The 23,039-nt window shown below is 71.1% G+C and carries 26 protein-coding genes and 3 pseudogenes; 14 read left to right on the top strand and 15 right to left on the bottom strand.

The window, feature by feature from the left end:
* The 3 genes and pseudogenes from BGP03_RS01780 to BGP03_RS01770 all read left to right on the top strand — a co-directional run.
* Nucleotides 1-567: pseudogene (locus tag BGP03_RS01780) on the top strand (methane monooxygenase); the annotation flags it as partial.
* 608 nt (nucleotides 568-1,175) lie between these two features.
* A pseudogene (locus BGP03_RS01775) lies at nucleotides 1,176-1,256 on the top strand (hypothetical protein); the annotation flags it as partial.
* Between the two features lie 349 nt (nucleotides 1,257-1,605).
* Nucleotides 1,606-1,788 (top strand): hypothetical protein, encoded by a 183-nt coding sequence (locus BGP03_RS01770; RefSeq protein ID WP_296366518.1) that lies wholly within the window; start codon nucleotides 1,606-1,608, stop codon nucleotides 1,786-1,788.
* A 61-nt stretch (nucleotides 1,789-1,849) separates the two neighbouring features.
* Here the strand turns inward: BGP03_RS01770 and BGP03_RS01765 are convergent, their stop codons facing one another.
* Nucleotides 1,850-2,017, bottom strand: a complete 168-nt coding sequence (locus tag BGP03_RS01765; RefSeq protein ID WP_296366517.1) for a hypothetical protein — start codon at nucleotides 2,015-2,017, stop codon at nucleotides 1,850-1,852.
* Nucleotides 2,018-2,200: 183 nt separating this feature from the next.
* Here BGP03_RS01765 and BGP03_RS01760 point away from each other — a divergent pair, with 183 nt between their 5' ends.
* Entirely contained in the window at nucleotides 2,201-2,656 is a 456-nt protein-coding gene (locus tag BGP03_RS01760) for a universal stress protein (protein ID WP_296366516.1), read from the top strand.
* A 122-nt stretch (nucleotides 2,657-2,778) separates the two neighbouring features.
* On the opposite strand, the gene BGP03_RS01755 is transcribed toward BGP03_RS01760, so the two are convergent.
* The 4 genes from BGP03_RS01755 to BGP03_RS01740 form a co-directional block, all read right to left on the bottom strand.
* Entirely contained in the window at nucleotides 2,779-3,057 is a 279-nt protein-coding gene (locus tag BGP03_RS01755; protein WP_296366515.1) for an SHOCT domain-containing protein, read from the bottom strand.
* A gap of 87 nt (nucleotides 3,058-3,144) precedes the next feature.
* Entirely contained in the window at nucleotides 3,145-5,463 is a 2,319-nt protein-coding gene (locus BGP03_RS01750) for a heavy metal translocating P-type ATPase (RefSeq protein WP_298800798.1), read from the bottom strand.
* The gene (locus BGP03_RS01745; RefSeq protein WP_296366513.1) at nucleotides 5,460-5,681 is read right to left on the bottom strand and encodes a heavy-metal-associated domain-containing protein; all 222 of its coding nucleotides are present in this window, start codon (nucleotides 5,679-5,681) and stop codon (nucleotides 5,460-5,462) included. The genes BGP03_RS01750 and BGP03_RS01745 overlap by 4 nt, the downstream gene beginning before the upstream one ends.
* 62 nt (nucleotides 5,682-5,743) lie before the next feature.
* A complete protein-coding gene (locus BGP03_RS01740) occupies nucleotides 5,744-6,025 on the bottom strand; it encodes a metal-sensitive transcriptional regulator (protein ID WP_296366512.1) in 282 nt (93 codons plus the stop codon).
* Between the two features lie 95 nt (nucleotides 6,026-6,120).
* Here BGP03_RS01740 and BGP03_RS01735 point away from each other — a divergent pair, with 95 nt between their 5' ends.
* A complete protein-coding gene (locus BGP03_RS01735; protein ID WP_296366511.1) occupies nucleotides 6,121-6,573 on the top strand; it encodes a DUF6153 family protein in 453 nt (150 codons plus the stop codon).
* A gap of 59 nt (nucleotides 6,574-6,632) precedes the next feature.
* On the top strand, nucleotides 6,633-7,256 hold the full coding sequence (locus tag BGP03_RS01730; RefSeq protein ID WP_298800800.1) for a DUF305 domain-containing protein: 624 nt from the start codon (nucleotides 6,633-6,635) through the stop codon (nucleotides 7,254-7,256).
* A 166-nt stretch (nucleotides 7,257-7,422) separates the two neighbouring features.
* Here BGP03_RS01730 and BGP03_RS01725 read toward each other — a convergent pair whose 3' ends face one another.
* Nucleotides 7,423-7,893: an ArsI/CadI family heavy metal resistance metalloenzyme gene (locus BGP03_RS01725; RefSeq protein ID WP_298800801.1), complete on the bottom strand. Its 471-nt coding sequence runs from the start codon at nucleotides 7,891-7,893 to the stop codon at nucleotides 7,423-7,425.
* A gap of 76 nt (nucleotides 7,894-7,969) precedes the next feature.
* Between BGP03_RS01725 and BGP03_RS01720 the strand changes: the two genes are divergently transcribed.
* The 3 genes from BGP03_RS01720 (at nucleotide 7,970) to BGP03_RS01710 (ending at nucleotide 9,919) form a co-directional block, all read left to right on the top strand.
* Nucleotides 7,970-8,347: a metalloregulator ArsR/SmtB family transcription factor gene (locus BGP03_RS01720; RefSeq protein WP_296366508.1), complete on the top strand. Its 378-nt coding sequence runs from the start codon at nucleotides 7,970-7,972 to the stop codon at nucleotides 8,345-8,347.
* Nucleotides 8,344-9,438: an ACR3 family arsenite efflux transporter gene (gene arsB, locus BGP03_RS01715; protein WP_298800802.1), complete on the top strand. Its 1,095-nt coding sequence runs from the start codon at nucleotides 8,344-8,346 to the stop codon at nucleotides 9,436-9,438. Before BGP03_RS01720 ends, arsB begins: the two co-directional genes overlap by 4 nt.
* 67 nt (nucleotides 9,439-9,505) lie before the next feature.
* Nucleotides 9,506-9,919, top strand: coding sequence for an arsenate reductase ArsC (locus tag BGP03_RS01710; RefSeq protein ID WP_298800803.1), 414 nt, complete (start codon nucleotides 9,506-9,508; stop codon nucleotides 9,917-9,919).
* Between the two features lie 148 nt (nucleotides 9,920-10,067).
* Here BGP03_RS01710 and BGP03_RS01705 read toward each other — a convergent pair whose 3' ends face one another.
* From BGP03_RS01705 to BGP03_RS01690, 4 genes are all read right to left on the bottom strand, one after another.
* Complete coding sequence (locus BGP03_RS01705; RefSeq protein WP_296366505.1) at nucleotides 10,068-10,682, bottom strand: TetR/AcrR family transcriptional regulator; 615 nt, start codon at nucleotides 10,680-10,682, stop codon at nucleotides 10,068-10,070.
* Between the two features lie 15 nt (nucleotides 10,683-10,697).
* Nucleotides 10,698-11,876, bottom strand: coding sequence for an FAD-binding domain (locus tag BGP03_RS01700; protein WP_298800804.1), 1,179 nt, complete (start codon nucleotides 11,874-11,876; stop codon nucleotides 10,698-10,700).
* 97 nt (nucleotides 11,877-11,973) lie between these two features.
* Nucleotides 11,974-12,936 carry a YeeE/YedE thiosulfate transporter family protein gene (locus tag BGP03_RS01695; protein WP_296366503.1) on the bottom strand — a complete coding sequence of 321 codons (963 nt, stop codon included), beginning with the start codon at nucleotides 12,934-12,936 and terminating at the stop codon, nucleotides 11,974-11,976.
* A 110-nt stretch (nucleotides 12,937-13,046) separates the two neighbouring features.
* On the bottom strand, nucleotides 13,047-13,721 hold the full coding sequence (locus BGP03_RS01690; RefSeq protein ID WP_296366501.1) for a haloacid dehalogenase type II: 675 nt from the start codon (nucleotides 13,719-13,721) through the stop codon (nucleotides 13,047-13,049).
* Between the two features lie 193 nt (nucleotides 13,722-13,914).
* Between BGP03_RS01690 and BGP03_RS01685 the strand changes: the two genes are divergently transcribed.
* Together BGP03_RS01685 and BGP03_RS01680 are read left to right on the top strand one after the other, a co-directional pair.
* Entirely contained in the window at nucleotides 13,915-14,364 is a 450-nt protein-coding gene (locus BGP03_RS01685; RefSeq protein ID WP_298800805.1) for an LLM class flavin-dependent oxidoreductase, read from the top strand.
* Between the two features lie 326 nt (nucleotides 14,365-14,690).
* Nucleotides 14,691-15,421 (top strand): annotated as a pseudogene (locus BGP03_RS01680) (flavodoxin family protein).
* 72 nt (nucleotides 15,422-15,493) lie between these two features.
* Here BGP03_RS01680 and BGP03_RS01675 read toward each other — a convergent pair.
* Both BGP03_RS01675 and BGP03_RS01670 read right to left on the bottom strand, forming a co-directional pair.
* Nucleotides 15,494-15,739, bottom strand: a complete 246-nt coding sequence (locus BGP03_RS01675; RefSeq protein ID WP_296366496.1) for a hypothetical protein — start codon at nucleotides 15,737-15,739, stop codon at nucleotides 15,494-15,496.
* A 216-nt stretch (nucleotides 15,740-15,955) separates the two neighbouring features.
* Complete coding sequence (locus BGP03_RS01670) at nucleotides 15,956-16,468, bottom strand: copper chaperone PCu(A)C (RefSeq protein WP_298800806.1); 513 nt, start codon at nucleotides 16,466-16,468, stop codon at nucleotides 15,956-15,958.
* Between the two features lie 345 nt (nucleotides 16,469-16,813).
* Between BGP03_RS01670 and BGP03_RS01665 the strand changes: the two genes are divergently transcribed.
* Both BGP03_RS01665 and BGP03_RS01660 read left to right on the top strand, forming a co-directional pair.
* Nucleotides 16,814-17,440 (top strand): TetR/AcrR family transcriptional regulator, encoded by a 627-nt coding sequence (locus BGP03_RS01665; RefSeq protein ID WP_298800807.1) that lies wholly within the window; start codon nucleotides 16,814-16,816, stop codon nucleotides 17,438-17,440.
* Between the two features lie 125 nt (nucleotides 17,441-17,565).
* A complete protein-coding gene (locus BGP03_RS01660; protein ID WP_296366490.1) occupies nucleotides 17,566-17,988 on the top strand; it encodes a nitroreductase family deazaflavin-dependent oxidoreductase in 423 nt (140 codons plus the stop codon).
* 40 nt (nucleotides 17,989-18,028) lie between these two features.
* Here BGP03_RS01660 and BGP03_RS01655 read toward each other — a convergent pair whose 3' ends face one another.
* The 3 genes from BGP03_RS01655 to BGP03_RS01645 all read right to left on the bottom strand — a co-directional run bounded on the left by BGP03_RS01655 (nucleotide 18,029) and on the right by BGP03_RS01645 (nucleotide 21,562).
* A complete protein-coding gene (locus BGP03_RS01655) occupies nucleotides 18,029-20,143 on the bottom strand; it encodes a transglycosylase domain-containing protein (protein WP_298800808.1) in 2,115 nt (704 codons plus the stop codon).
* 374 nt (nucleotides 20,144-20,517) lie between these two features.
* On the bottom strand, nucleotides 20,518-20,958 hold the full coding sequence (locus BGP03_RS01650; RefSeq protein ID WP_296366485.1) for a CBS domain-containing protein: 441 nt from the start codon (nucleotides 20,956-20,958) through the stop codon (nucleotides 20,518-20,520).
* Nucleotides 20,959-21,031: 73 nt separating this feature from the next.
* Entirely contained in the window at nucleotides 21,032-21,562 is a 531-nt protein-coding gene (locus BGP03_RS01645) for a MarR family transcriptional regulator (RefSeq protein ID WP_296366484.1), read from the bottom strand.
* Nucleotides 21,563-21,788: 226 nt separating this feature from the next.
* On the opposite strand from BGP03_RS01645, the gene BGP03_RS01640 reads away from it, so the two are divergent.
* Nucleotides 21,789-22,733, top strand: a complete 945-nt coding sequence (locus BGP03_RS01640) for a universal stress protein (RefSeq protein ID WP_298800809.1) — start codon at nucleotides 21,789-21,791, stop codon at nucleotides 22,731-22,733.
* The last annotated feature ends 306 nt before the right edge of the window (nucleotides 22,734-23,039 follow it).

Below are 23,039 nucleotides of genomic sequence, written 5' to 3'. Positions count from 1 at the left end.
TACAAGTACCCGGGCTGGTACGACAAGTACGGCGCGTGGTGGGAGAACTACAACCGCCTGGCCGTGCCGAACGGGCACAACCCGATCATCTTCGAGGACGTCGACTACGTCTACCCGCACCGGTGCTGGACCTGCATGGTCCCGTGCCTGGTGCGTGAGGACATGGTCATGGCCGAGGTCGACGGGCAGCATCGCACCTACTGCCACGAGGTCTGCCGCTGGACCGACGTCGAGGCCTTCCGCCCGAACTACCAGGGTCGTGAGACCCCGAACATGGGCCGACTGGTCGGGCACCGCGAGTGGGAGACCCTCTATGACGGCTGGAACTTCGCCGACGTGGTCACCGACATGGGCTTCGTCCGCGACGACGGCAAGACCCTGACCGCTCAGCCCCACCTCGACTTGAACCCCAAGAAGATGTGGACGCTCGAGCACATGCGACGGTGCCCCCCCTTCGCGAGCCCGAACCTGGCCCTGAACAACATGACCGACGACGAACGCGCCGCGTTCGCCGCGGACTACGTCCGCCAGGGCCCGGCCGGACGTCCGGCACCCACCGACGCCTGATTCGCGCGGGTCAGGTACGAGGGGGAAACCGCTGATCTTCGAGCGGCATCCCCTCCCCAGCGGCCGAGCACCCCGACCTCGGAGTCGGCTGTTCCTCTTCAGCAGCCGATCAACCCGAGTTCGGGGGCTCGGCCGTCGGCGTCGGCTACGCGACAGGCGGCGGTCCCGGCCCGCTGGTGCGGCGCCTTCTCCCGACCAACCGCGAGGATGAACCGCCTCCGGCACCCGCGGGGCATGAACCAATTTTGGCACTCAGCTTGATCTTTGACCTCGGGTGGTCAGGTCGAGGACGGTGTGCGCGGGTGTTCGGCGTGTCGCCGGGACATGGCATGGCACCGCTTGAGCCTCTTCGGGTTCCTCTCGCAGAGCTCGAGGACGAAAGCGGTGGCCGTGATGGCCGGTGTTGCGCATGCCCGTAGTGCAGAGCGGGGTGACACCTCGGCCCGACGGGGTGATCTTGACTGCTTCCGGCGGAAGTTCTACACGTCGTCGACCTTGCGGGCGGAGGCGTTGCTTGACTGACCGGTGCGTGCTGTGCGCTGACGGGTCGGTCCGGTCGCTGATCGATCTGACCTTGGTGGCCGCGCATCGACCGCGGGTACGGCGCGATGTACGACGCGCTCAGTCGCAGTCGGGTGGAACCGGAACGGATCCGCCGAACGCTGGCGTCGCTGCCGCTGCCCAGAGCCACCGACGGGCGGATGGTACTCGCGGTCGACGTCTCCCAGTGGCTGCGTTCGGACGCGCCCCTGGTGAGCATGGGTGGTCGACTGGTGCGGCGCCTCGGGGTCGCGCACTCATGCTCGGAGCGGGCGGAGCCAGCCCGCTCGTCCCCGGCGTCCATCCTGGCGGACCCGCCAGTCGCCCGGGTTGTCGCTGCGGTGCGTGAGCCTTCCGACGATCTCGCTGTACTGATCGAGGCCGCCAGTCCGGTCGTGGCACGACCCGGGGCGGGGGTTCCGGGTCGGAAGTCCCTGTGCAGCACGCGCCGCCCTGGTGAACATGAGGAGGAGACGGTGCCAACCCGAAGGTGTGATCATGATGTCTGCCATCATCCGGACCCTCCCCTTCGACGCGGATCCCGCACCGCAGGAATGGGACAACTCCGCAGCGCTGCTGGCCGTTGCGTCGCTCTACGGCGACGACGACCTCGACGAGGGTCTCGACGACCTGTTGTCCGGTGCCCCGGTGGAATCGAACGGTCGCCGGCAGGGGGTGTGAGCACCGCAGGCTCGGGCAACCCGCCACCCCGCCGAGGTCGCGTGTCGGCGACCGGGCCGCGTCAGGTGTTCTGCCGGGTCCGTCCGACGCGGATGCCGGTGTGGGTGCGGACGGTGCCGTCGGCGTCCATCCGCCCGACGTGTACGCCGTAGTGGTCGTGGACCTGCTGTCGGCGCGGATCCGGCGCTGAACCCGGCTCGACCGCTCGGGTCTCGTCGATGTGGGTCACCGTGGCGCGTTCGCTCTCGGAAGGTGGACCACCCCAATCGTGCGCATCCGGGCCAGGAGCGGTTCCCGCTGCCGTCGCCGGCGAACACGTCCGGGCCCACCGACCGTCCGGGCGGGACTTCTGGCCGGTCGTGGTCGGCGCGTGGCGGCGGCAGCATGTCGGGCACACACGAAGGAGGCCGGCATGACACCTCACTCCACGATCGTCGTCGGTGTCGACGGATCAGAGTCCTCACTGGACGCACTGCGCTACGCCCTGGCCGAGGGGGTACGCCGCCGAGCCACCGTCATCGTGGCTCGCGCATTCGACCCGCCCGGTGAGTGGGGGCGCGTGTATGGCGTCGTCCGACCGCCGGACGTGGAGACGCTCACCCGCAACGTCGATACCGCGACCTGGCAACTCGTCCACTCGGAGATCGATCGGGCCTCGCAGTCCGCACCGGATGTCGATGTCGTCGCTGTGCCCGGGTCCGCGGCGGACGTGCTGATCGAGCAGGCCGGCCACGCCGATCTCCTCGTCGTCGGCCACCGGGGCCCCGGTGGGGTCGCGGCCACGTTGCTCGGGTCGGTCGCACTGAGATGCGTGTTGCATGCGCCGTGTCCGGTCACCGTCGTCCGGCCCGCGACCGCGTCCCTGTGAGGAGCCGCCGGCGGCGCCGCTCGTCGTCGCCGAGCACCTTAGTCGACGCTCCGTGCTGGTGTCCGTTCGACATCGGCCTGTCGGTCGTCAGGGAACGGGAAAGGTCGGGTGCCGATCCGCGGCTACCGCGCGGCCGGTGAGCGGGGCGCCTGGTGCAGAACGTCGAGCCGGCTGCGGTACTCGTGCTCGTCGATCTCCCCGCGCGCGAATCGTTCGGCGAGCAGCTGCTGCGGCGTGGGCGGCGGCGTGTGGCTCGGAGCGTGGATCTCGGGACGGGTGGTGTGGCGGACCAGCGCGATCACCCCGATGATCACCGCTCCCCAGAAGAGCACCATGCCGACGGTCATGAGCACGTAAACCCAGCCGTCGACGCCGTTCCCGTTGCCGTACCAGAACATCATTGCGGTCTCCTCGTGTGGACGTGCGCGAGCTGGTCCGCCGGGATCTGCCCGGCACGGCCCACGGTCGTCGGGCGTTGCGCGTGCCCGCTAGTGCCGTCCTGCCCCCGCATCCCGGTCGACAAGACCCTGGAATCGACGGAGGCGGAGGCTGTTGCCGACGACGAACACGGAGCTGAGCGCCATGGCGGCGCCGGCGAACATCGGGTTGAGCAGGCCGGCGGCGGCCAGCGGCAGTGCGGCGATGTTGTAGGCGAACGCCCAGAACAGGTTCGCCTTGATCGTCGCGAGGGTGCTGCGGGAGAGCCGGATCGCGTCGGCAGCAGCACGCAGGTCTCCCCGCACGAGCGTGATGTCACCGGCCTCGATGGCGACATCGGTGCCGGTGCCCATGGCGAGACCGAGGTCGGCCTGGGCCAGCGCGGTGGCGTCGTTGACGCCGTCCCCGACCATGGCCACGACCCGGCCTTCGGCCTGCAGGCGCTTGATGACGTCGACCTTGTCCGCGGGCAGCACCTCGGCGATGACGGTGTCGGGTCCGGTGTCGATGCCGACCTGCGCCGCGGCCTCGGCTGCGGCGCCGGCGTTGTCGCCGGTGAGCAGGATCGGGGTGAGGCCCAGGGCCCGGAGCCGGGTGATGGCCTGTGCTGAGGTGGGTTTGACGGTGTCGGCGACGACAAGCACGCCGCGGGCGGTGCCGTCGACCGCGACGGCGACCGCGGTCCGGCCGAGCTGCTCGGCCGTGGTCATCGCCTCGGCCAGCGCCGGGGTGAGCGGTTGGCTCCACTGCTGCAGCAGCGCGGCCCGTCCGACGAGGACGGCGTGGCCGTCCACGACGCCCTGCACACCGAGCCCCTCGAGGTTGGTGAAGTCGGTGACAGCGGGCAGCTCACCGGTCCGTTCGCCGGCGGCGCGGGCGATCGCGGCGGCGATGGGGTGCTCGGAGGCGTTCTCCAGTGCCCCGGCCAGTCTCAGGAGCTCGTCGGCATCGGCGGTGGGTTCGGTGTGGACGTCGACCAGGGACATGCGGCCGGTGGTGATCGTGCCGGTCTTGTCCAGGACGACGGTGTCGACGCGGCGGGTGGACTCCAGGACCTCCGGGCCCTTGATCAGGACACCGAGCTGGGCGCCCCGTCCGGTGCCGACGAGCAGGGCGGTCGGAGTCGCGAGCCCGAGCGCGCAGGGGCAGGCGATGATCAGCACGGCGACGGCGGCGGTGAACGCCACCGCTGCACCCGCACCCGTGATCAGCCAGAACGCCAGTGTGGCGGCGGCGAGGACGATGACGATCGGGACGAAGATCCCGGAGACCCGGTCGGCGAGGCGTTGGACCTGGGCCTTGCCGGTCTGGGCGTCCTCGACCAGGCGTGCCATCTGGGCGAGCTGGGTGTCGGCGCCGACCCTGGTGGCGGCCACGACGAGGCGGCCGCCGGCGTTCACGGTGGCGCCGACGACGGCGTCACCCGGCCGGACCTCGACCGGGACGGACTCGCCGGTGAGCATCGACGCGTCGACGGCGGAGCTGCCCTCCTCGACGGTGCCGTCCGTGGCGATCTTCTCGCCGGGTCGGACGACGAACCGGTCGCCCACCACGAGTTCGTCCACGGGGATGCGCGTCTCCACCGCTGCGCCGTCGGTACCCGGTCGCAGCACGGCGACGTCCTTCACCCCGAGCTGGAGCAGCGCGCGCAGCGCGGCCCCGGCCTGTCGCTTGGATCGGGCCTCGAAGTAGCGCCCCGCCAGGATGAACGTGGTGACCCCGGTGGCGACCTCGAGGTAGATGTTGGCCGTGCCGTCGGTGCGCGCGACGGTGAGCTCGAAGGGATGGGTCATGCCGGGCATGCCCGCGCTGCCGAACAGCAGCGCGTAGAGCGACCACCCGAAGGCGGCGAGGGTGCCCATCGAGATGAGGGTGTCCATCGTCGCGGCACCGTGGCGCAGGTTGGCCCCTGCGGCGCGGTGGAAGGGCCAGGCCGCCCACACCACCACGGGCCCGGCCAGCGCGAGGGAGATCCACTGCCAGTAGGTGAACTGCCACGCCGGCACCATCGCCAGCACGACGACCGGCACCGACAGCAGCGCACTGGTGATCAGGCGCTGACGCAGGGCACCGCTCGGATCGTCTGCTTCCGCGTCGGCGACGGTGGGTGCACGGAGTGCAGCCGGGTCCGGGGGCAGTGTCGCGCGGTATCCGGCGGCCTCGACCCTGGCGACGAGCACTGCCGGGTCGATGCCGGCCGTGGCGCTGACCCGGGCCTTCTCGGTGGCGTAGTTGACCGTCGCGGTGACGCCATCGAGCCTGTTGAGCGTGCGTTCGATCCGGTTGGCGCACGAGGCGCAGGTCATGCCCTCGATCGACAGCTCGATGTCGGTGGACAGGGCCGGGGGTACAGAGGTCGCGGTGCTCATGCGACGGACTCCTCGGGGATCAGCCGGTAGCCGGCCTCGTCGACGGCGGCCTCGACCGCGGACAGGTCGAGCGGTGCGGTACTGGTGACGGTGACCGCCCCGCTGGGCAGGTCGACCGTGACGGAGGTGACCCCGTCCAGTTCGCTGATCTCCTCGGTGACCGAGTTGACGCAGTGCGCGCAGGTCATCCCGCTGACGGTGTAGGTGTGCTGGCTCATCGTGTTCCTCCTTCGGACGGCGGCGTGGTGGGCCGTCGGTGGTGTGGGTGCCGGCCGGGGTTTCAGGAACGGACCAGGCGGGCGATCGCGGCGCTGGCCTCGGCGACCTTCTGCTCGGCGACCTCGCCGCCCTCTGCGGCGGCCTCCGTGACGCAGTGGGCGAGGTGCTCGTCGAGCAGGCCCAGTGCCACGGCCTGCAGGGCCTTGGTGGCGGCGGAGACCTGGGTGAGCACCTCGATGCAGTACGTGTCGTCCTCGACCATCTTCGCGATCCCGCGGACCTGTCCCTCGATGCGTCGCAGCCGCTTGAGGTAGACGTCCTTCTCCGCTGTGTAGCCGTTCATGGTTCCTCCCGCGAACGAAGTTACCCCTAGGGGGTATAGGTATGCAAGAGGACTGCGGGGGCGGGACATACCCCCCAGTGGTTATGGTGGCGGTCATGGGACGGGCCGGTTCGTGGCGATGGGAGCGCGTGCTCGTCGTGCTCGCGCTCCTCGTCGGGGTCGTCGCCATGCATTCGCTGGTCATGCCGATGGCCGACGATCACGCCATGCCCGTGGCCTCCGCGGCCATGACGGAGGATCTGCATGGCCACGTCATGACCGGCCCGGGGGCGCCGGTCGATGCGATGCCGGCGGGGATGTCGGCGGGGATGCCGAACGAGATGCACCCGGGCCCGGCGCCGTCGCCGGACGCCCACCCGATGATGCACCTGTGCCTGGCCGTGCTCGGGGCCCTGCTCCTGCTCGCGCTCTGGGTCATGACCTTCGTGATCCGGACCCGTTCCGTTGCCGACGCCGTTCCGATCCGGGTGCGGATCGCGGCCCTGTGGCCGCGTCCACCGCCGCCCACGTCGGTCCGGCTCGCCCAACTCTGCGTGCTGCGGAACTGATCGGTCGGCGCGTCCCCGCCGACCGATCAGTCCCGCACGTTCTCAGAGGAGTACCACCGATGAACCGCACGACCGCCTCAGGCATGCTCGCCGCCGTGCTCGCCGCCACCGTTCTGGCCGGCTGCGGCACCACCGCCCCGGCATCGACCGCTCAGGGCTCCGCCTCGTCGGCGGAGGCTTCGCCCCGGTCCACCGCCCACAACGAGGCCGATGTGGCCTTCGTGCAGGGCATGATTCCGCACCACACCCAGGCCGTGGACATGACACGGCTCGTCGCCGGGCACACGTCGAACCAGAAGATCGTCGACCTGGCTGCGCAGATCGCCCGGGCGCAGGGCCCGGAGATCACCCAGATGCAGGGATTCCTGCAGAGCTGGGGAACCCCGGCCGCACCGACGGCGACCTCCGGTGGCATGTCCGGGATGTCGGGCATGGGGACCGGCACCGCGATGCCCGGGATGATGTCGGACCAGCAGATGCAGCAGCTCGGGGCCGCGAACGGCACCGGGTTCGACCGGATGTTCCTGCAGATGATGATCGAGCACCACACCGGCGCCGTCACGATGGCCCAGTCGGAGCTCCGTGACGGCCAGAGCGCCGACACCAAGGCGCTCGCCCAGAAGATCATCGATGCTCAGCAGGCGGAGATCGCCACGATGAAGCGACTGCAAGCCGGTAGCTGAGCGTGCGGCGAGGGAGGTGGGCCGGGCGTCGTGCCGTGTCCACCTCCCCCTCGCCAGGGACCCGCGCCGCAGCACACCTCGGAGTGACCACCGCGCGCCTGCCGGCACGGCCCCTGCTACCGCGCTGTTCGCGGTGATCCGGAGTGGTCCGACGAGGAGGCGATCGTCAGCAGCACGAGGCGATGGGAGCTCCCGAAGTGCTGGTCGGGGTCCCGCACTCACACGCGTCGGCGTCGGTGAGACCGGCGGGGCGGATGCTGGTGGCGTTCGGCGCGTCGGCCTTGACGGTGTAGACCTCCCACGGCTCCGCGCCGGGTCCGTGCACCCACACCTTGTCCTGCAACGCGTAGCAGCAGGTGGTGTCGTTCTCCTCCTGCGTGAACAGGCCCAGCGACGACAGGCGGGCGGTGGCCTCGTGGACGTCGTCGGTGCTCTCGACCTCCACGCCCAGGTGGTCCATCACCGTCGGCTGGTCGGCCTCTCCCTCGATGAGCACCAGCTTGAGCGGTGGTTCCACGACGGCGAAGTTCGCGTAACCGGGTCGGCGCTTGGCCGGCTCGACCCCGAACAGCGAGCGGTAGAAGGCGATCGAGGCCTCCAGGTCCGACACCCGCAGGGCCAGCTGAACACGGGACATGACCATCACTCCCTCTTGCTTCGACATCGGTCAACACAACCTTGCGCTCTGGATCGACACCTGTCAAGGTAGAGATATGTCGAAACAGGGGCAGGGCCTCACCGGGCCGGCCGAACAGCAGGGTTGCTGCTCGCCACTGGCGAGGGAGCCGTTGTCGTCCGGTCAGGCCGTCGAGCTGGCCAAGGTCTTCAAGGCCCTGGGTGATCCGGTGCGCCTGCGGTTGGCGTCGCTGATCGCCTCCCACGAGGGCGGGGAGGCGTGCGTCTGCGATCTCACCGACGCGTTCGACCTGAGCGGTCCGACGATCTCCCACCACCTCAAGGTGCTGCGCGAGGCCGGGCTGATCACGGGTGAGCGGCGGGGCACCTGGGTGTACTACCGGATCCAGCCCGATGCCCTGCGCCGCCTGTCCGCGGTGCTCGTGCTCGACGACGCCTGGGCGGTGTCGGTGTGAGTACGGGGAACCTGACCCCGGGCGCTCCGTCGCAGGGCGACGCCGGGGTCGTGGCGAAGCTGTCCACCCTGGACCGCTTCCTGCCGGTGTGGATCATCGCCGCGATGGTCGTCGGCCTCGTCGGTGGCCGGTTGGTACCTGGCCTCGGCGCGGCACTCGGAGCGGTGGCCGTCGACGGGGTGTCGCTCCCGATCGCGTTCGGCCTGCTGATCATGATGTACCCGGTGCTGGCGAAGGTCCGCTACGACCGCCTCGACACCGTCACCGGCGACCGTCGACTTCTCGTGCCCTCGCTGCTCCTCAACTGGGTACTGGGCCCCGCACTGATGTTCATCCTGGCCTGGCTGCTGCTGCCGGACCTGCCCGAGTACCGCACGGGCTTGATCATCGTGGGGCTGGCCCGCTGCATCGCGATGGTCATCATCTGGAACGACCTGGCGTGCGGCGACCGCGAGGCCGCCGCGGTGCTGGTGGCGGTGAACTCGGTGTTCCAGGTGATCGCGTTCGCGGCACTGGGCTGGTTCTACCTCGACGTCCTGCCCGGCTGGCTCGGGCTGCCGCAGACCGACCTGAACGTCTCGCCGTGGCAGATCGCCGTCTCCGTGCTGATCTTCCTCGGCGTCCCGCTCGTCGCCGGTTTCCTGACCCGTCGCTACGGCGAGAAGGCCAAGGGACGCGAGTGGTACGAGGGGAGGTTCCTTCCGGTCATCGGCCCGTTCGCCCTCTACGGGCTGCTGTTCACGATCATCGTGCTGTTCGCGCTGCAGGGCGACGCGATCACCTCCCGCCCGCTCGACGTCGCGCGGATCGCGCTGCCGCTGCTGGCGTACTTCGCGATCATGTGGGCCGGCTCCTACGCGTTCGGCCGGGCGGTCGGGTTGTCCTACGAGCGGACGACGACGCTGGCGTTCACCGCGGCGGGCAACAACTTCGAGCTCGCCATCGCCGTCGCGATCGCCACTTTCGGTGTCACGTCCGGGCAGGCCCTGGCCGGTGTGGTGGGGCCGCTGATCGAGGTCCCGGTCCTGGTCGCTCTGGTCTACGTGTCCCTGGCCCTGCGTCGTCGGTGGACCGCCCGCACCGTCGGCTGACCGCCACGCATTCCACCGTCACGTCCCCGCCACACCCGCCGCCACCTGGACCAGGAGAACCTCCCTGATGACCGAGACCCCCGAGGTCCTGTTCGTCTGCGTGCACAACGCCGGCCGCTCGCAGATGGCCGCCGCGCTCCTGCACCACCACGCCGCCGGATCGGTCCGCGTCACCTCCGCCGGTTCCGAGCCGGCGGACCAGGTCAACCCGGCGGTCCGCGAGGTCATGGCCGAGATCGGGATCGACCTGTCGCAGGAGTTCCCGAAGAGGCTCACCACGGACGCGGTCCAGACCGCCGACGTCGTGATCACCATGGGCTGCGGCGACGCCTGCCCGGTCTTCCCCGGCAAGCGCTACCTCGACTGGCAGCTCACCGACCCCGCCGGCCGGACTGTGGAGGAGATCAGGCCGATCCGCGACGACATCGACACCCGCGTCCGCGGGTTGCTCGCCGAGCTCACCGGCGCCGTCAGTCGATGACACCGTCGGCGCCGTCGGGGATGCATCCGCAACGGTGGCAAGTCCCCGGTAGCCGTCGACAGCCGCCTGCGGTAGTCCGGGCCAGGACGCCGCGAACGGCGCCGAAAGCAGCGGCCGCGACGAGGTCCGGGACGCTTCCCTGGCCGGCTCAGGGCTGCAGGGCCCTGCGGAGCATGCCGACGAGGGCGCCGATCGGTGGTGGCGCAGTGCCCTCGAGCGGCTGTGCCATCAGCCATGTGTCCATCGCCCTGCCCATGCCGAGCGCAACGGCGATCAGCAGGCCGGAGGGAAGGTCGGTCCGCACGGCGCCGACGGCCCGGCCGGCGTCCAGGAGGCGCTCGATCCAGGGCGTGACCGCCTGTTCCATCTCGTGCTGTGCCCGCGCCAGTGCGGGATTGTCCGACGCCGCGAGCCATCCCCGCACCAGGGCCGCCAACTGCGGCCGGGTGGCCAGCGCCGCCGCGGAGTCGCGGTAGTAGCCCTCCACGCCCGACCAGAAAGCGTCGGGCCCGGGCTCGGTCGGCAGGGCTACCGGGCCGACCGCGGCGAACACGCGCACGAACTCGACGCGGGCGACATGCGCGAACAGGTCCTCCTTGCCGTCGAAGTAGTAGTACATCGATCCCTTCGAGATGCCGGCGGCCTCGATGATGCGGTTGAGCGAGGCGTCGTGGAATCCGTGGGCGGCGAACTCGTCCAATGCGGCGCGCAGGATCGCCTGCTGCTGGGCGAGGGGGAGCTTCGCGAATCGGGGACGGACCACGCCGATCCCGGCTGCTCAGACGACCGGCATGGCGGGGAGCTCCACGGCGTCGCGGAAGCTCCTGCCCATGACGAGACGGGAGACGTGCGGAAGGCCCAGCAGTCTCATCACCGTGTTGCGCACGGCCAGGGCCGACCGGTTCTGCGGCGCGAAGGCCAGGCCGAGACCCCGGGCTGCGTCCTGTTTGGACCGCAGCAGCGGGCCCAGGCGCTCGCCGTAGCGGGCGAACGCCTCGACGTGATCGCCGTGGGCGCGCGCGAGCTCCGCGGCCAGGACGTAGGCCCCGACCATCGCCAGCGCCGATCCCTGTCCGGCCAGGAACGAGGGGCACGCCGCCGCGTCGCCGACCAGTGCCACCCGGCCCCGGGCCCAGGACGGCATGCGGATCTGGCTCGCGCGGTCGGCGTAGAACGTCCGGGCCGACGCCATCGCGTCGAGGATCGCCGGTACCTCCCACCGGGCTCCGGCAAGCCGCCGTCGCAGCAGAGCCCTGTGCTCGGCAGGGTCGTCCGGCGGCGCGCCGCCGTCGTGGCGCACGGTCGCGCAGAACATGGTGGCGTCGTCCCGCAGGGACACCCGCAGCATCTGGAACCCGACGTCGGCGTGCAGCACGGCGGTGAGTTCGTCGCGCGGGCGGTAGCCGGCGACGTCGAACACGGCGACGACGATGCCGAGGTAGCGCTCGAACTGCTCCTGGGGCCCGAAGGTCAGCTCGCGCACCCGCGAGTGCAGGCCGTCTGCCCCGACCACGAGGTCGAACTCCCGCCGCGTCCCGTTCTCGAAGGTCACGTGCACGACCTCGCCCGCGTCGTCGATCGCCTCGACCGTGGTGGCGAAGAGGGTCTCGACGCGCCCGTCCAGCGCCGCGTGGATGGTCGACGCCAGGTCCGATCGCGCGATGGTCACGTAGCGGCCGTCCGACCCGACGATCGCCGACGGCGGGAACGAGGCGATCGGTCGACCGTCGCGGCCGATCGACCGGGCCTCGACGAACTCGTAACCCCTGTCGCGGAGCTCGGGGACGATGCCCATCCGCTCCGCCACGTCGAACCCCGCGCCCCAGAAGTCGACGAGGTAGCCGCCACGACGCAGCTCGGGTGCCTGCTCCACGAGCGTGGGCTCGTGCCCGAGGTGCAGCAGCCAGTAGGCCAGTGTCGGACCGGCGATCCCGGCACCCATGATCAACACGCGCACCTGTCCACCCCCGCATGGGGACCATCGGTTTAGACCGATGGTTCGACCAGCAGTCTAACGGGGAAGAGGTAGCCGGACCAGACCGTCTGTCAGCGGGTCATGACGCGCTGACGCGCGTCCGGATCAACCGCCCGATACCGACGCCGCCGGCGATGGCGACGACGACCACCCACGACGAGACGTTGAGCTGTGCCACCCCGGACAGACCGTGCCCGAGGTTGCAGCCCCCGGCGATCCATCCGCCCGCGCCGAGGAGGGCCCCGCCCACGGCGAGCTGGGCATAGCGGACCGGTTGCTCGCCGCGCAGACGGAATCCGCCGGCCGAGCGGGCGGCCACCAGCGCTCCTGCGACGATGCCGACCAGGAAGCTGAGCAGCCACCAGTTCGGCGCGCCGACGGCGATGCTGGTGACCGCGCCGACCGAACTGGGGCCGAACGGCGAACCACCCAACGCGGCCAGCACCCAGCCGGCCACGGTGACGACGCCGAGCGCGACACCCAGCATCGGCCAACCCCACTGCCAGGACTGCTCGGGGCGCTCGACAGACCGGCGCCGCCACAGGAACGCCCCGACAGCGACGAGGAACGCGACCGCCACGACGGCACGGGGGAGGCCGAGCAGCTCCGGGATCGTCGCGCCGTCGCCCGGCGGCAGGAGGACGGGCCCGGGCACGGCGATCCGGCGGGCCACGAGCTCGCCGACCGCCCAGCCGGCCAGGCCGATGGTGGCGCCGAGCATGCCGGCGCCGAGTTTGAAGAACAGCCCGGACACGCAGCTGCGGGCGATGACCATGCCCAGCCCGATGAGCAGCCCGCCGGCGATGTTGCCCACCGGCGCGAAGGGCAGTCCGTGGTCGAGCCCGGCCCCGAGCGGGGTCGCGAGCAGCACGGACAGGCCCACCGCGGCGATCGCGACGCCCAGCCCCCATGCCCGGAGCAGGAGGAAACTGCCCCGTTGCGCGCCGTCGATCATCGAGTGGAAGCACAGCTGGCCGCGCTGCAGGACGTACCCCATGCCGATACCGGCCACCCCGCCCGTCGCCACGGCCAGCACCGTCATGTTCTCCGCCCTTCCGTCGGTCCGCTGTCACAGGACGCCGTGAGCCGGAGCTCTCAGCCTGCCCTGGGCGGCGCGCTTCCGGCCTTACGGTCGTCGAACGCCGGGTGCGGTCAGGCGGGGTGGGCGAGGGCGTCGGCCAGCTCGGTGAGCGACCTGACGATCACCTCGGGAGGATCCCCGAGCGTGTCGAACGGGCCACCGGACCGGTTGACCCAGGCCGCGCTCATGCCGGCGGTGCGGGCGCCGGAGATGTCGAACGGGTTCGACGAGATGAGCCGGATGTGCCCGATCGGCCGGTTGAGCTGTTCGGCGACGTACCGGTAGGTCCGCGGCGACGGTTTGAACGCCTGGACCGGGTCGACGCTGAGGTATCCGTCGAACCAGCGGTCCAGGCCGGTGGCCGCCATGAGCGGTTCCAGCATCCGCGGGGAACCGTTGGAGAACACCACCATCGGATGGCCGGCCTGCTGGAGACGGTCCAGACCGGGAGCGACATCGATGAAGCGTTCGAGATCGTTGTAGCGGCCCATCAGCATGTCCTTCGCCGCCTGACCGAGGTCGCGGCCGACCACGGCGAGGGCGTGGTCGAGTGCCTTGCGGGTGACGCGCTCGAAGTCCTCGTAGACGCCCATGGCTGTGAGCCGGAAGGTGTACTCGAGCTGCGTGGAGCGCCAGAGCACGGCGAGCCGGTCGGCGTCCTCGGGCAACACCTCCTGCAGCGCCGTGGTGATCCCGATCGGGTCCACCAGCGTGCCGTACATGTCGAAGGCGAGCGCTTCGGTCATCGCGTGCACCGGATCGTCACCTCACCACCCTCCCACGGCCACGACCGTCGCCGACCGCCGCACCGATGACCGTCCGGGAACGGATCGATGAATGTCTTTCCGAACATGAACGACCGACCGCATCGATGGAATTCGCCGTTGCGCCGGACAATGTTCGGCCCTGCCGAGAGAGCCGAAATGGACGGAGAATCCGATGTCGTTCGTCGAGCACAGGTCGATCGCCGTGACGTTCACACCCACCGAGACACGCCGTGACGTGATCGTCGAGGTGGCGGAGGCGGAGCGGCTGGGCTACGCCGCCTTCTTCGTCGCGGAGGGCTGGGCGCACGACGCGGTGGTCCTGCTCGCCGAGATCGCGGCCCGCACCGAGCGGATCACGCTCAGCGCCGGGGTGCTGAACGTGTGGAGCCGTAGCGCCGGACTGCTGGCGACGGCGGCGGTGAGCCTGCAGGAGGCGTCCGAGGGGCGCTTCGTGCTGGGGCTGGACGCCAGCAGCCCGCAACTGGTGGAGGGGCATGGCCGCGTGGCACGCCGCGGGCGCCTCGATGCCGGTGCTCACCTTCTCCGCGGGAGGCAGCACCGAGGACCACATCGCGACACTGCGGGCGCTGCGCCCGCGCACGACCTGCTCGCCGCCCGCTGATCGTCCACCACGGATTCGTCACATTCGAGAGGGAATAGTCATGGCGAAGAAGGTCAAGGCCTCCGATTGGGTCCGGATGCCGTTCTCGCTCACCGCAACGCCGGGCCATCGAGCTGCCATTCCGCAGGTACCGCCTTCGCCGTGCCGTCGGTCCACGTGCGGGCGAGTCCGACCAGGTCACAGCGGAAGGGCGGTGCGGACGGAGACGCCGCCCGACTCGGTGCGGAGCCGGGCGGCCGGCGTGGATGCCCGCCCCGGCCGTGGCCCGTCCCGTTCTTCGAGCGCATCGAGGACGCGCCCGTGCCGCCGAGCGCTACGGTCCGCGCATGAGTGACACCGGTACGGACTTCGGCGGCCTCAGGGCCCTGTTCATCAACACCACCCTGACCCGGTCCCGGCGGCGAGCCACACCCAGCTCCTGGTGGATGCGAGCGCGTCGATCATGGTGAAGCAGGGGGTGGCGGTCGACCAGTTCCGGGCGGTCGACCATCCCATCGCGAGCGGCGTGTACCCCGACATGCGCGAGCACGGGTGGGAGGTCGACGCGTGGCCGGAGCTGTTCCCGCGGGTGCTGGCCGCCGACATCCTCGTCATCGCCGGGCCGATCTGGTTGGGCGACAACAGCAGCGAGACGAAGAAGATCATCGAGCGGCTGTACGCCCACTCCGGGGAGCTCAACGAGCGCGGCCAGTGGCTGTACTACGGCCGGGTCGGGGGATGCCTGATCACCGGCAACGAGGACGGGATCAAGCACTGCGCGTCCAACGTGCTCTACAGCCTGCAGCACATCGGCTACAGCGTGGCCCCGCAGTCCGATGCCGGGTGGATCGGCGAGGCGGGGCCGGGGCCGAGCTACGGCGATGAGCTCGAGGACGGCACGCGCGCCGGGGTGGACAACGAGTTCACCCAGCGCAACACCACCTTCATGACGTGGAACCTCCTGCACATGGCCCGGATGCTGCGCGACGCCGGCGGGTTCCCCGCGTAGGGCAACCAGCGCCGCGAGTGGGACGCCGGTGCCCGCTTCGACTTCCCGAACCCCGAGTACCGCTCCTGAGGTCAGATGCTGCGGTGGACCGCAGTGACATACCTGGCGCCAGGCCCGGCGATCGGGGCCGTCGGAAGTCCGTCAGGTGGGGGAGTCGCCGGTCCGTCGGAGACGGCGCCGGTGGCGGACGTACATCGCGATCGGCAGGCCGATGGCGAAGGCTGCGGTCCAGCCCGACCACGCCGGGTTCGGGGCCCGGAACAACGTGGTGACGAAGAGGCCGATCAGGAGCAACTCGACGACGACACCTGCCATGAGGGCCGGGCGGCGGATCCATCGGTCGTCCTGCAGAGGTCGCCGGGTCTCGGTGTTGACTTTTCCATCCATGCGTAGCGGTTACCCGCTCCGCCGAGGCGGCAACGACGGCGAGCTTGCGCTTACCTTTCGGGTCGGGCTGGTGGGGCCGCGCCGGTCAGCGCGTCGCGCCATCGGCTGCGCTGACGGGGGCGTAGCGGAACACCGCGGTGGCCCTGCACGGCGTGGAGGGGCGGAGGTTCCCCGGACGGTCGACGGCCTGCGGGGTGGGATCCAGGCCGCCTCGGACTAGCGGCGGCGGGGCCTGTCGGGAACCGCCACCGGTACCTGCAGGACGAGCTCGCCCGCCCGTTCGAACTCGAAGGTCACCGGATAGGTCAGCCCCGACCGGATCGGCTCGGTGGTCCCGGTCAGTGTGAGCGGCCCGCCTTCGCGGGCGTAGGGCACCTCGATCGAGGCGATGCGGCCGGTTTGTCCGGCGGTGACGCTCTGCCCGGCGGCGATCGTAATGGTTCCGCCCGGGATCTGTCCCGCCGCCGCCACCGGGCTCGACAGCCGTACCAGGCGGTCGGCCGTGTCGCCGGTGTTCACGATCGTCGCCTCGACCGGCACGGCCGAACCTGGCGGGTAGACCTCATCGCCGGCAACCGGGCCGTCGAAGAGGAGCGTCACGTCGCGAACCGCCATCTGACCGATCCGGCCGCCGGCGCCGTTGGAGTGGGTGCCCTGCAACGCGGTCTGTGACACCTGCCCGGCTCCGCAGCCGGCGATCATCGCCAGGACGACGGCGAGCGAGGCCATCGCGCCGGCGTATCGCCGTCGGGTCGGTGGGGCGGGTACGGCGTGCATGTGTCCTCCTGGGGTCGGTCGCCGGAGCGACAGCGAGGTCGAACGCGATGACCTTCTCCCGCCGACTACCCCGGCTCGCTGCCCCGACTCCCGCGGGACGCATGCGTAGGGCAATCGTCAGATGCCCGGACGGCGTCGCGGCGTCGGGTCTGCCCACGCGTGCACCCGTGGCTCGGGACACGCGTGCTCGGGCTGTTCGTCACCTCCCACCTGCCCACGGCCCCGGCGGTGACGGGTGCGACCCGGGGCACGCTCGAGCGGTTGCCCAGGAGTGAACGTTTGTTTATCTTTGTGTACATGACGTCACTTCCGGACGACCGGACCGCACGAGCACGGATCCGGGACGTGGCGCTCGCCCTGTTCGCCGAGCGCGGGCCCGACGCGGTCACGGTCCGGGACATCGCTGCGGTCGCGAAGGTGTCGCCTGCGCTCGTCGTGCGGCACTACGGGTCGAAGGACGGCCTGCGCACCGCGGTCGACGACCACGTCGTCCAGGTCCTCGAGATCCTGCTGGCCCAGGCCACGGAACCACCGGTCGGTGACGCGCTCGACCTGGCCGCGCTGCCCACCCTCGCGGACATGGTGGCGCGCAGCCTGCCCGCCGGATCACCGATCCCCGCCTATCTCGGACGTCTGCTGCTGACCCACGGCCCCGTCGGATCTGCGCTGTTCCGGAAGCTGTACGCGGTGGCGCGGGACGCGCTCGAGGGCATGGCCGGCGCCGGGTCGGCCGACCGCGGCGAGGACCCGGCGGTGCGGGCGGCCTTTCTGCTGGCCAACGACCTCGCCGTGCTGATCCTGCGGACGCACTTGCACGACGTGCTCGGTGTCGACCCGCTGTCGGTGGCGGGGACGCGGCGATGGGGTGCGGAGGTCCTGTCGATCTACCACAACGGTCTCGGAGGTGATCTCCACCGACACTGATCCGACTTCTCCGACCCTGCGCTCACGAAACGAGGTACGTCATGCACCCGGCCATCCCGCCATCACGCCCCTTCTCCGACGCGATCGCCCGGGGAGGGGCCCGGCTCCTGAGGACCGGTCGTCTGATGCGCGCACCGATCTGGATCTACCGCATGCGTCTCGGGTTCCTGTTCGGATCCCGGATGCTGATGCTCGAGCACGTCGGCCGGCGGACCGGTCAACGGCGTCGGGTCGTCCTGGAGGTCTTCGGACACCCCGCATCCGACCGGTACCTGGTGGTTTCCGGCTTCGGTGACCGGGCGCAGTGGTTCCGCAACGTACGGGCCCATCCGCAGGTACGGGTCTCGGTCGCCGGTCGCCGGTCGGTACCCGCCACGGCCCGCGTTCTCGGCTCCGCCGAGGCGGACGCCGCGCTGGCCCGGTACGCGGCCCGGTACCCGCGGGCGTGGCGCACCTTCAAGCCCGTCCTCGAGTCGACGCTGGGGACCTCGATCGACCAGGAGCACACCGCGCTGCCGATCGTGGAACTGAGGACGGTCAACTCCTGAGCCGGCGAGGCGGTGGGCGGGGATGAGGCGGCGCCGCCCGTCAGCGATCGAGTCGGGCGCCACCGGAATCCGAGGCGCCCCCAACCGGATGGTGGTGCCTGCCGGACCGGGGATCGGCCTGGCCGTTCCGCTCGTCGGTGGGCAGGGCCGGCGCGTCCGGGGCGGTGGTGGTCGGCGGTGGTGCGGTGGGCGGGGGCGTGCCGATCGGGACGAACGGGCCGAACCGCGTGACCGGGGTGCCACGAAGGGCGTCGCTCATGAACTCCTGCCACACCCCTCCGGCCAGGGTGCGCCCGTAGGCGGGGGAGCCCGAGGCCGTCCGGACGGGGTCCGACTCGTCCGTGCCGACCCATACCGCGGTGGACAGCGACGGGGTGTACCCGACCGTCCAGGTGTCCTTGTTGTCGTTGGTCGACCCCAGCTGGACGGTGCCGGTCTTGACCGCCACCGGCCGGTCGTCGGACAGCGCGATGCGGGAACTGTCGGCGACGTCGAGCATGGACTCGGTGACGTTGCGGGCGACCTGTTCGGGCACGGCCTGGGCCCCGGCCTCCGGTGCGCTGTGGTCGAGCAGGACGCGACCGTCGGCTGCGACCACCTTCTCGACGATGTGCGGGGCGTGGCGGACACCGCCGGCGGCGAAGGTGGCGTAGGCCGAGGCCATGTCGACCGGGCGCACCTCCTGATCGCCCAGGGCGATCCCCCCGTCGGCCACGGGGAGCAGGTCGTCGGGGATGCCGGCCTGGTGTGCGGCCCGGACGACCTCGTCCACGCCCGTCTCGACGGCGATGCGGTAGAAGATCGTGTTGATCGAGTGGGTCATGGCCGTCATGACGGTGCACCGGTCGCAGCTGTCACCGGCGGAGTTGGCGACGACCTGCCCGGCGATCGTCTGCGGGGACGAGCCGTCGTAGACCGAGCCGAGGCCGACCCCGTCACCGGCCTGCAGCGCGGCCGACAGCACGAACGGTTTGAACGCCGACCCCGGCTGGCGCAGCGCCTGCGCGTAGTCGGTGCCCAGTCCCTGTGGACCACCGTCGTAGGCCACGATGGCCCCGCTCCGGGGGTCGACCGCGACGAGGGCGGTGCGCAGGTCGGCGGGCTGGTCGTCCATCACGGCGGCCACGGCGGCGACGGCCTGCTCCTGCGTCTCGGGATCGACCGTGGTGGTGACGGTCAGGCCCAGGGTGTCGATCTGGTCCTGCGTGATGCCGGCCGCGGCCAGCTCGGCCTTCGCCTCGGTGTAGATGTGGAACCGTTCGTCGCCGGGTATCCCGTGTTCGGGGGGCGCCGTTCGCAGCCAGTCGTCCGGGAACACCTGGGCGGCTCGGTCCGCGGGGGTCAGCCAGCCCGTCTCCACCATCCCGTCGAGCACGTAGTTCCAGCGGGCCTTCGCCTGTACGAGGTCGACCGCGGGGTCGCCGCCGGCCGGTGACTGGATCAACCCGGCGAGCATGGCGCCCTCGGACACGGTGAGGTCGCCGACGTCCTTGCCGAAGTAGGCCTTCGCCGCGGTCTCGATGCCGTAGGCGCCGCGACCGAAGTAGATGGTGTTGAGGTAGTCCTCGAGGATCTGGTCCTTGGTCTCCCGCTTGGAGATCTTGGCCGCGATGACGGCCTCCTTGTACTTGCGCCACAGGGTGGCCTGGTCCTGGCCGGTGGCGTTCTTGACGTACTGCTGCGTGATCGTGGAGCCCCCGCCGTCCCCGCCGGTGAGCTGGCTGACCACGGCACGTCCGATCGCCACGATGTCGAAGCCCGGGTTCGACCGGAACGTGCGGTCCTCGGCGGCGAGCACGGCGTTCTGGACGGGGACCGGGACTTCGTCGAGGGTGACCTTGATGCGGTTGACGGCGTCCGGTTGCACGACCGCGAGCGGGGAGCCGTCGGCGAAGGTGAAGGTGGCGGTCTGCAGCAGGGTCGCGTCGTCCGGGGACGGCACCGGGATGAGGAGCCAGCCGATCGCGAAGGCGAGCAGCGGGCCGAGCACGACCAGGCCGAGAAGCGTCCACAGGGCGGCGCGCACCCGGCGCCGGCCGGCGCCTGCCCCGCGTGGCCCCGCGGAGCCGTCCCCGGTGCCCTCCCCGCCCTGAGGAGGGCCGATGCGCAGGGTGACCGTCTCGTCGCGCCCGCCCCGGTGGGTCAGCAGCGGCACTTCGTCCGGCCCCAGCGGGGGCCGACCGCGTGGTGGTCCGCCTCCGGGCGGCTGTCCCGCATCGTGCGGTCGGTCATCGGTCACCGAGGCCCTCCGGATCGTTGCGTGCGGACACGCGGCTCACCGGTACGGCAGGAGACCGGATCGCGCCGCCGTGGTGAGACCGCCGCTGCGGTGGTCGACGGCACGCGGGTCGGGGATGGGCCCCCGCGTGCCCGGGTGGCGGCCACGTGAGGACGTGTGCAGCCTCCCGGGGTCGGTCCCTGTCGGAACCGTCGCCGACCACCGAGCCCCGTTCTAGTCCTGCGGGTGAGCCGAGGTGGCGCCGGAACGGATTCGTCAGGACTTCGTCAGGGGAGGCCGACCGGGTCGGATCACCGGCCGGCCACGTACATGTCGCGCAGGACCGCGGTCTCGAGCTGCATCTCGTCGAGGCGGTGCCGGACGACATCGCCGATGCTGACGATGCCGCAGAGCACGCCGTCGGACAGGACCGGCAGGTGCCGGTGGCGGGACCGCGTCATGGTCGCCATCAGCTTGGTGATCGGGTCCTCGGGCGAACAGACCGGGACGCCACGGACCATGACGTCGGCCACGGTCTGCTCGAGCGTCGACGCGCCGCGGCGGTGCAGGCCCCGGATGATGTCCCGTTCCGCGACGATCCCGGACACGTGACCGTGCCCGTCGTCGGAGACGACGAGCGCGCCGATCGCCGGGGGTCCGGCCAAGAGGTCGATCGCGCTGCGCAGTGGTGTCCAGGAACGAACGGTCACGACCGTGTCGCCCTTGACCTTCAGGATGTCTGCGACCCTCACGGATCCTCCTCTGTCGGCAGGTGTGTTCCCTCCTAGCATGTGTACAAGGACATGCGTTGCGCAAGGTACAGCGTTAGGCTGCGGAGCCTCCGGGGTCGCGGACGGGGTTCTCCGTCGTCCAGCCCAGGGCCCAGGCGCCGGTGTCGGGCAACTCGCCGGCGGCCTCGGCGAACGCACGCAGCTTGGGGGGGAGGCCCTGGCGCTGGCTGGGCGGCATCCGGGTGAGCACGTCCTTGATCGCCGCGCGGCGGTTCCGGGTCATGGAATCCACCAGCGTGCGCCCGTCCGCGGTCAGGTCGAGCACCAGGTTGCGACGGTCGTCCGGGTTGTCGCTGCGGTGCAGCATCCCGGCGTGCACGAGCTTGTCGCAGACGCGGGTGGCGGTGGAGGAGTGCACGTCGAGCCCCTGGGCCACCGCGGCCAGGTTCAGCGGGCCGCGGCTCGCGATCATCACCAGGACGCGGAGCTGGGGCAGGGTCACCTGGTCGTCGAGCGCGGCGACCGACTGGGCGGTGATGGCGACGATCGCCCGGGCCGCGAGCATGACGGCCGCGATCTCGTCGTCGGACGGTTCTGTGCCGCCGGGGCGGCGCGTGTCGGTCATGTCGGAAGTGTCCATCAATCGTCGCTCCGCGCTGCAGGGTCTCTCGTGTTCAGGTCTGTGACGGGCCCCGCCTCGAGTTGGTCAATCATGTGTATGCATGCAAGTGTTGCTGTAAACCACTTTGTGGTGAGTTGCAGATGGCGGCAGGGAAGGGTGACATGGTGAGGTCGGGATTGCCGACCGTCGTCGCGCCCGGGGAGTCGGGCTCGAGGGGAGACCCGGCGCGATGAGCCCGCGGGCGGCGGTCGTGGTCGGCGTCGACGTCTCCGCGACCGACATCGACGCGCTGGAGTGGGCGGCCGCCGAGGCGGCCACCCGCGGTTGCCCGCTGATGGTCGTGCACGTCGTCCGCCAGATGCTCCCGGTCGACCCCTACGGACTGCTGTCGATCACCGACGTCGACGACGTCCTCGCCGCAGCCGGGCGCGCCGCCCTCGCGGAGGCCGCCCGGCTGGTGCGGGCCGTGGCCCCGGACGTCGAGCTGACCTGCTGTCAGGTGGTCGGTGCGCCTGCGCGGGTGCTCATCGAGGAGTCGCGTCGGGCGCGGTTGCTGGTGCTGGGCGGGCGCCCCTGCGGTGACGGCCCCGCCGGCCCGGACGAACCCGTCCGCCGCGTGACCCGCCGGGTCGTGGCGCGGGCCGTCTGTCCGGTGGTGGTCGTCCACCGGGGAGCGCTGGCTTCCGACGCCGGGTCGGCTGCTCGCATCGTGCTCGACTTCGACGACTTCGACGAGCCTGCGTCACCGATCGGTTTCGCCTTCGCCTCGGCACGACAGCGGGGCCTTCCGGTCGCCGCGGTCACCGCCGCACCACCGTGCCCGGGAACGCGCACCGGTCCGGGCGTCGCCCCCGCGTTCGCCGAGTGCCGGGCCGGGAATCCCGATGTGCCCGTCGTCCGGTTGCTCCTGCCGGCCGGGGACCCGGAGGCGCTGGTCGCACACTGCGCCGGGGCCGCGATGGCGGTGGTCGGCAGGTGCCGCCGACGGCACGTGCCCGGCAGCGGTCTCGGGGCTGCGGGTGAGGCGATCCTGGCTCGCGCGCGCTGTCCGGTCGCCGTCGTCGGCCCCCGCGGGGGATCCCACCCGCGACACCAGCGGTTGGCCAGGCGGGCCCGCGCGGTCGTGGAGCGGCTGAGCGCGGCCTGCCGCGGGTGGCGCATCACCTGGCTGTAGACGCCCAGCACTCACCGCGGTGACGACGCCGGGTGCGACGGGGAAACGGTGGCCGGCGGACGCGGTACCGGGGCAGGCACCCGCGCATCGCCCGTCTGCTTCGCTGCGTTCCGGCGACGTTCCCTATCGGGATCCCGTCGGCCACCATCGCATGTCTATCCCGGCAACGCCCCGATGTGCGCCGAAGCGGGATTTCGTCAGGAGTCCGTCAGGTTGCCGCTACCACGGCACGCACCGAATCCTTCACGATCTCGAGTCCCTCGGTGAGCTCGTCGTCGGTGATCGTCAGCGCCGGCATGACCTTCA

This window comes from Pseudonocardia sp. 73-21, from assembly GCF_001899645.1.
In the GTDB taxonomy this organism is placed as follows: Bacteria; Actinomycetota; Actinomycetes; order Mycobacteriales; family Pseudonocardiaceae; genus Pseudonocardia.
This window is presented reverse-complemented; position numbering and strand designations above follow the sequence as displayed.

Coding starts and splice junctions, on each gene's coding strand:
- BGP03_RS01760 (WP_296366516.1), top strand. CDS start 2,201: ATGACACCTCACTCCACGATCGTCGTCGGTGTCGACGGATCAGAGTCC.
- BGP03_RS01725 (WP_298800801.1), bottom strand. CDS start 7,893: ATGTCCCGTGTTCAGCTGGCCCTGCGGGTGTCGGACCTGGAGGCCTCG.
- BGP03_RS01695 (WP_296366503.1), bottom strand. CDS start 12,936: ATGACGGTGCTGGCCGTGGCGACGGGCGGGGTGGCCGGTATCGGCATG.
- BGP03_RS01770 (WP_296366518.1), top strand. CDS start 1,606: ATGATGTCTGCCATCATCCGGACCCTCCCCTTCGACGCGGATCCCGCA.
- BGP03_RS01745 (WP_296366513.1), bottom strand. CDS start 5,681: ATGAGCCAGCACACCTACACCGTCAGCGGGATGACCTGCGCGCACTGC.
- BGP03_RS01735 (WP_296366511.1), top strand. CDS start 6,121: ATGGGACGGGCCGGTTCGTGGCGATGGGAGCGCGTGCTCGTCGTGCTC.
- BGP03_RS01670 (WP_298800806.1), bottom strand. CDS start 16,468: ATGGCCTCGCTCGCCGTCGTCCTGGCGATGATCGCCGGCTGCGGAGCC.
- BGP03_RS01640 (WP_298800809.1), top strand. CDS start 21,789: ATGAGCCCGCGGGCGGCGGTCGTGGTCGGCGTCGACGTCTCCGCGACC.
- BGP03_RS01720 (WP_296366508.1), top strand. CDS start 7,970: ATGTCGAAACAGGGGCAGGGCCTCACCGGGCCGGCCGAACAGCAGGGT.
- BGP03_RS01675 (WP_296366496.1), bottom strand. CDS start 15,739: ATGGATGGAAAAGTCAACACCGAGACCCGGCGACCTCTGCAGGACGAC.
- BGP03_RS01665 (WP_298800807.1), top strand. CDS start 16,814: ATGACGTCACTTCCGGACGACCGGACCGCACGAGCACGGATCCGGGAC.
- BGP03_RS01710 (WP_298800803.1), top strand. CDS start 9,506: ATGACCGAGACCCCCGAGGTCCTGTTCGTCTGCGTGCACAACGCCGGC.
- BGP03_RS01740 (WP_296366512.1), bottom strand. CDS start 6,025: ATGAACGGCTACACAGCGGAGAAGGACGTCTACCTCAAGCGGCTGCGA.
- BGP03_RS01660 (WP_296366490.1), top strand. CDS start 17,566: ATGCGCGCACCGATCTGGATCTACCGCATGCGTCTCGGGTTCCTGTTC.
- BGP03_RS01685 (WP_298800805.1), top strand. CDS start 13,915: ATGTCGTTCGTCGAGCACAGGTCGATCGCCGTGACGTTCACACCCACC.
- BGP03_RS01730 (WP_298800800.1), top strand. CDS start 6,633: ATGAACCGCACGACCGCCTCAGGCATGCTCGCCGCCGTGCTCGCCGCC.
- BGP03_RS01755 (WP_296366515.1), bottom strand. CDS start 3,057: ATGATGTTCTGGTACGGCAACGGGAACGGCGTCGACGGCTGGGTTTAC.
- BGP03_RS01690 (WP_296366501.1), bottom strand. CDS start 13,721: ATGACCGAAGCGCTCGCCTTCGACATGTACGGCACGCTGGTGGACCCG.
- BGP03_RS01750 (WP_298800798.1), bottom strand. CDS start 5,463: ATGAGCACCGCGACCTCTGTACCCCCGGCCCTGTCCACCGACATCGAG.
- BGP03_RS01645 (WP_296366484.1), bottom strand. CDS start 21,562: ATGACCGACACGCGCCGCCCCGGCGGCACAGAACCGTCCGACGACGAG.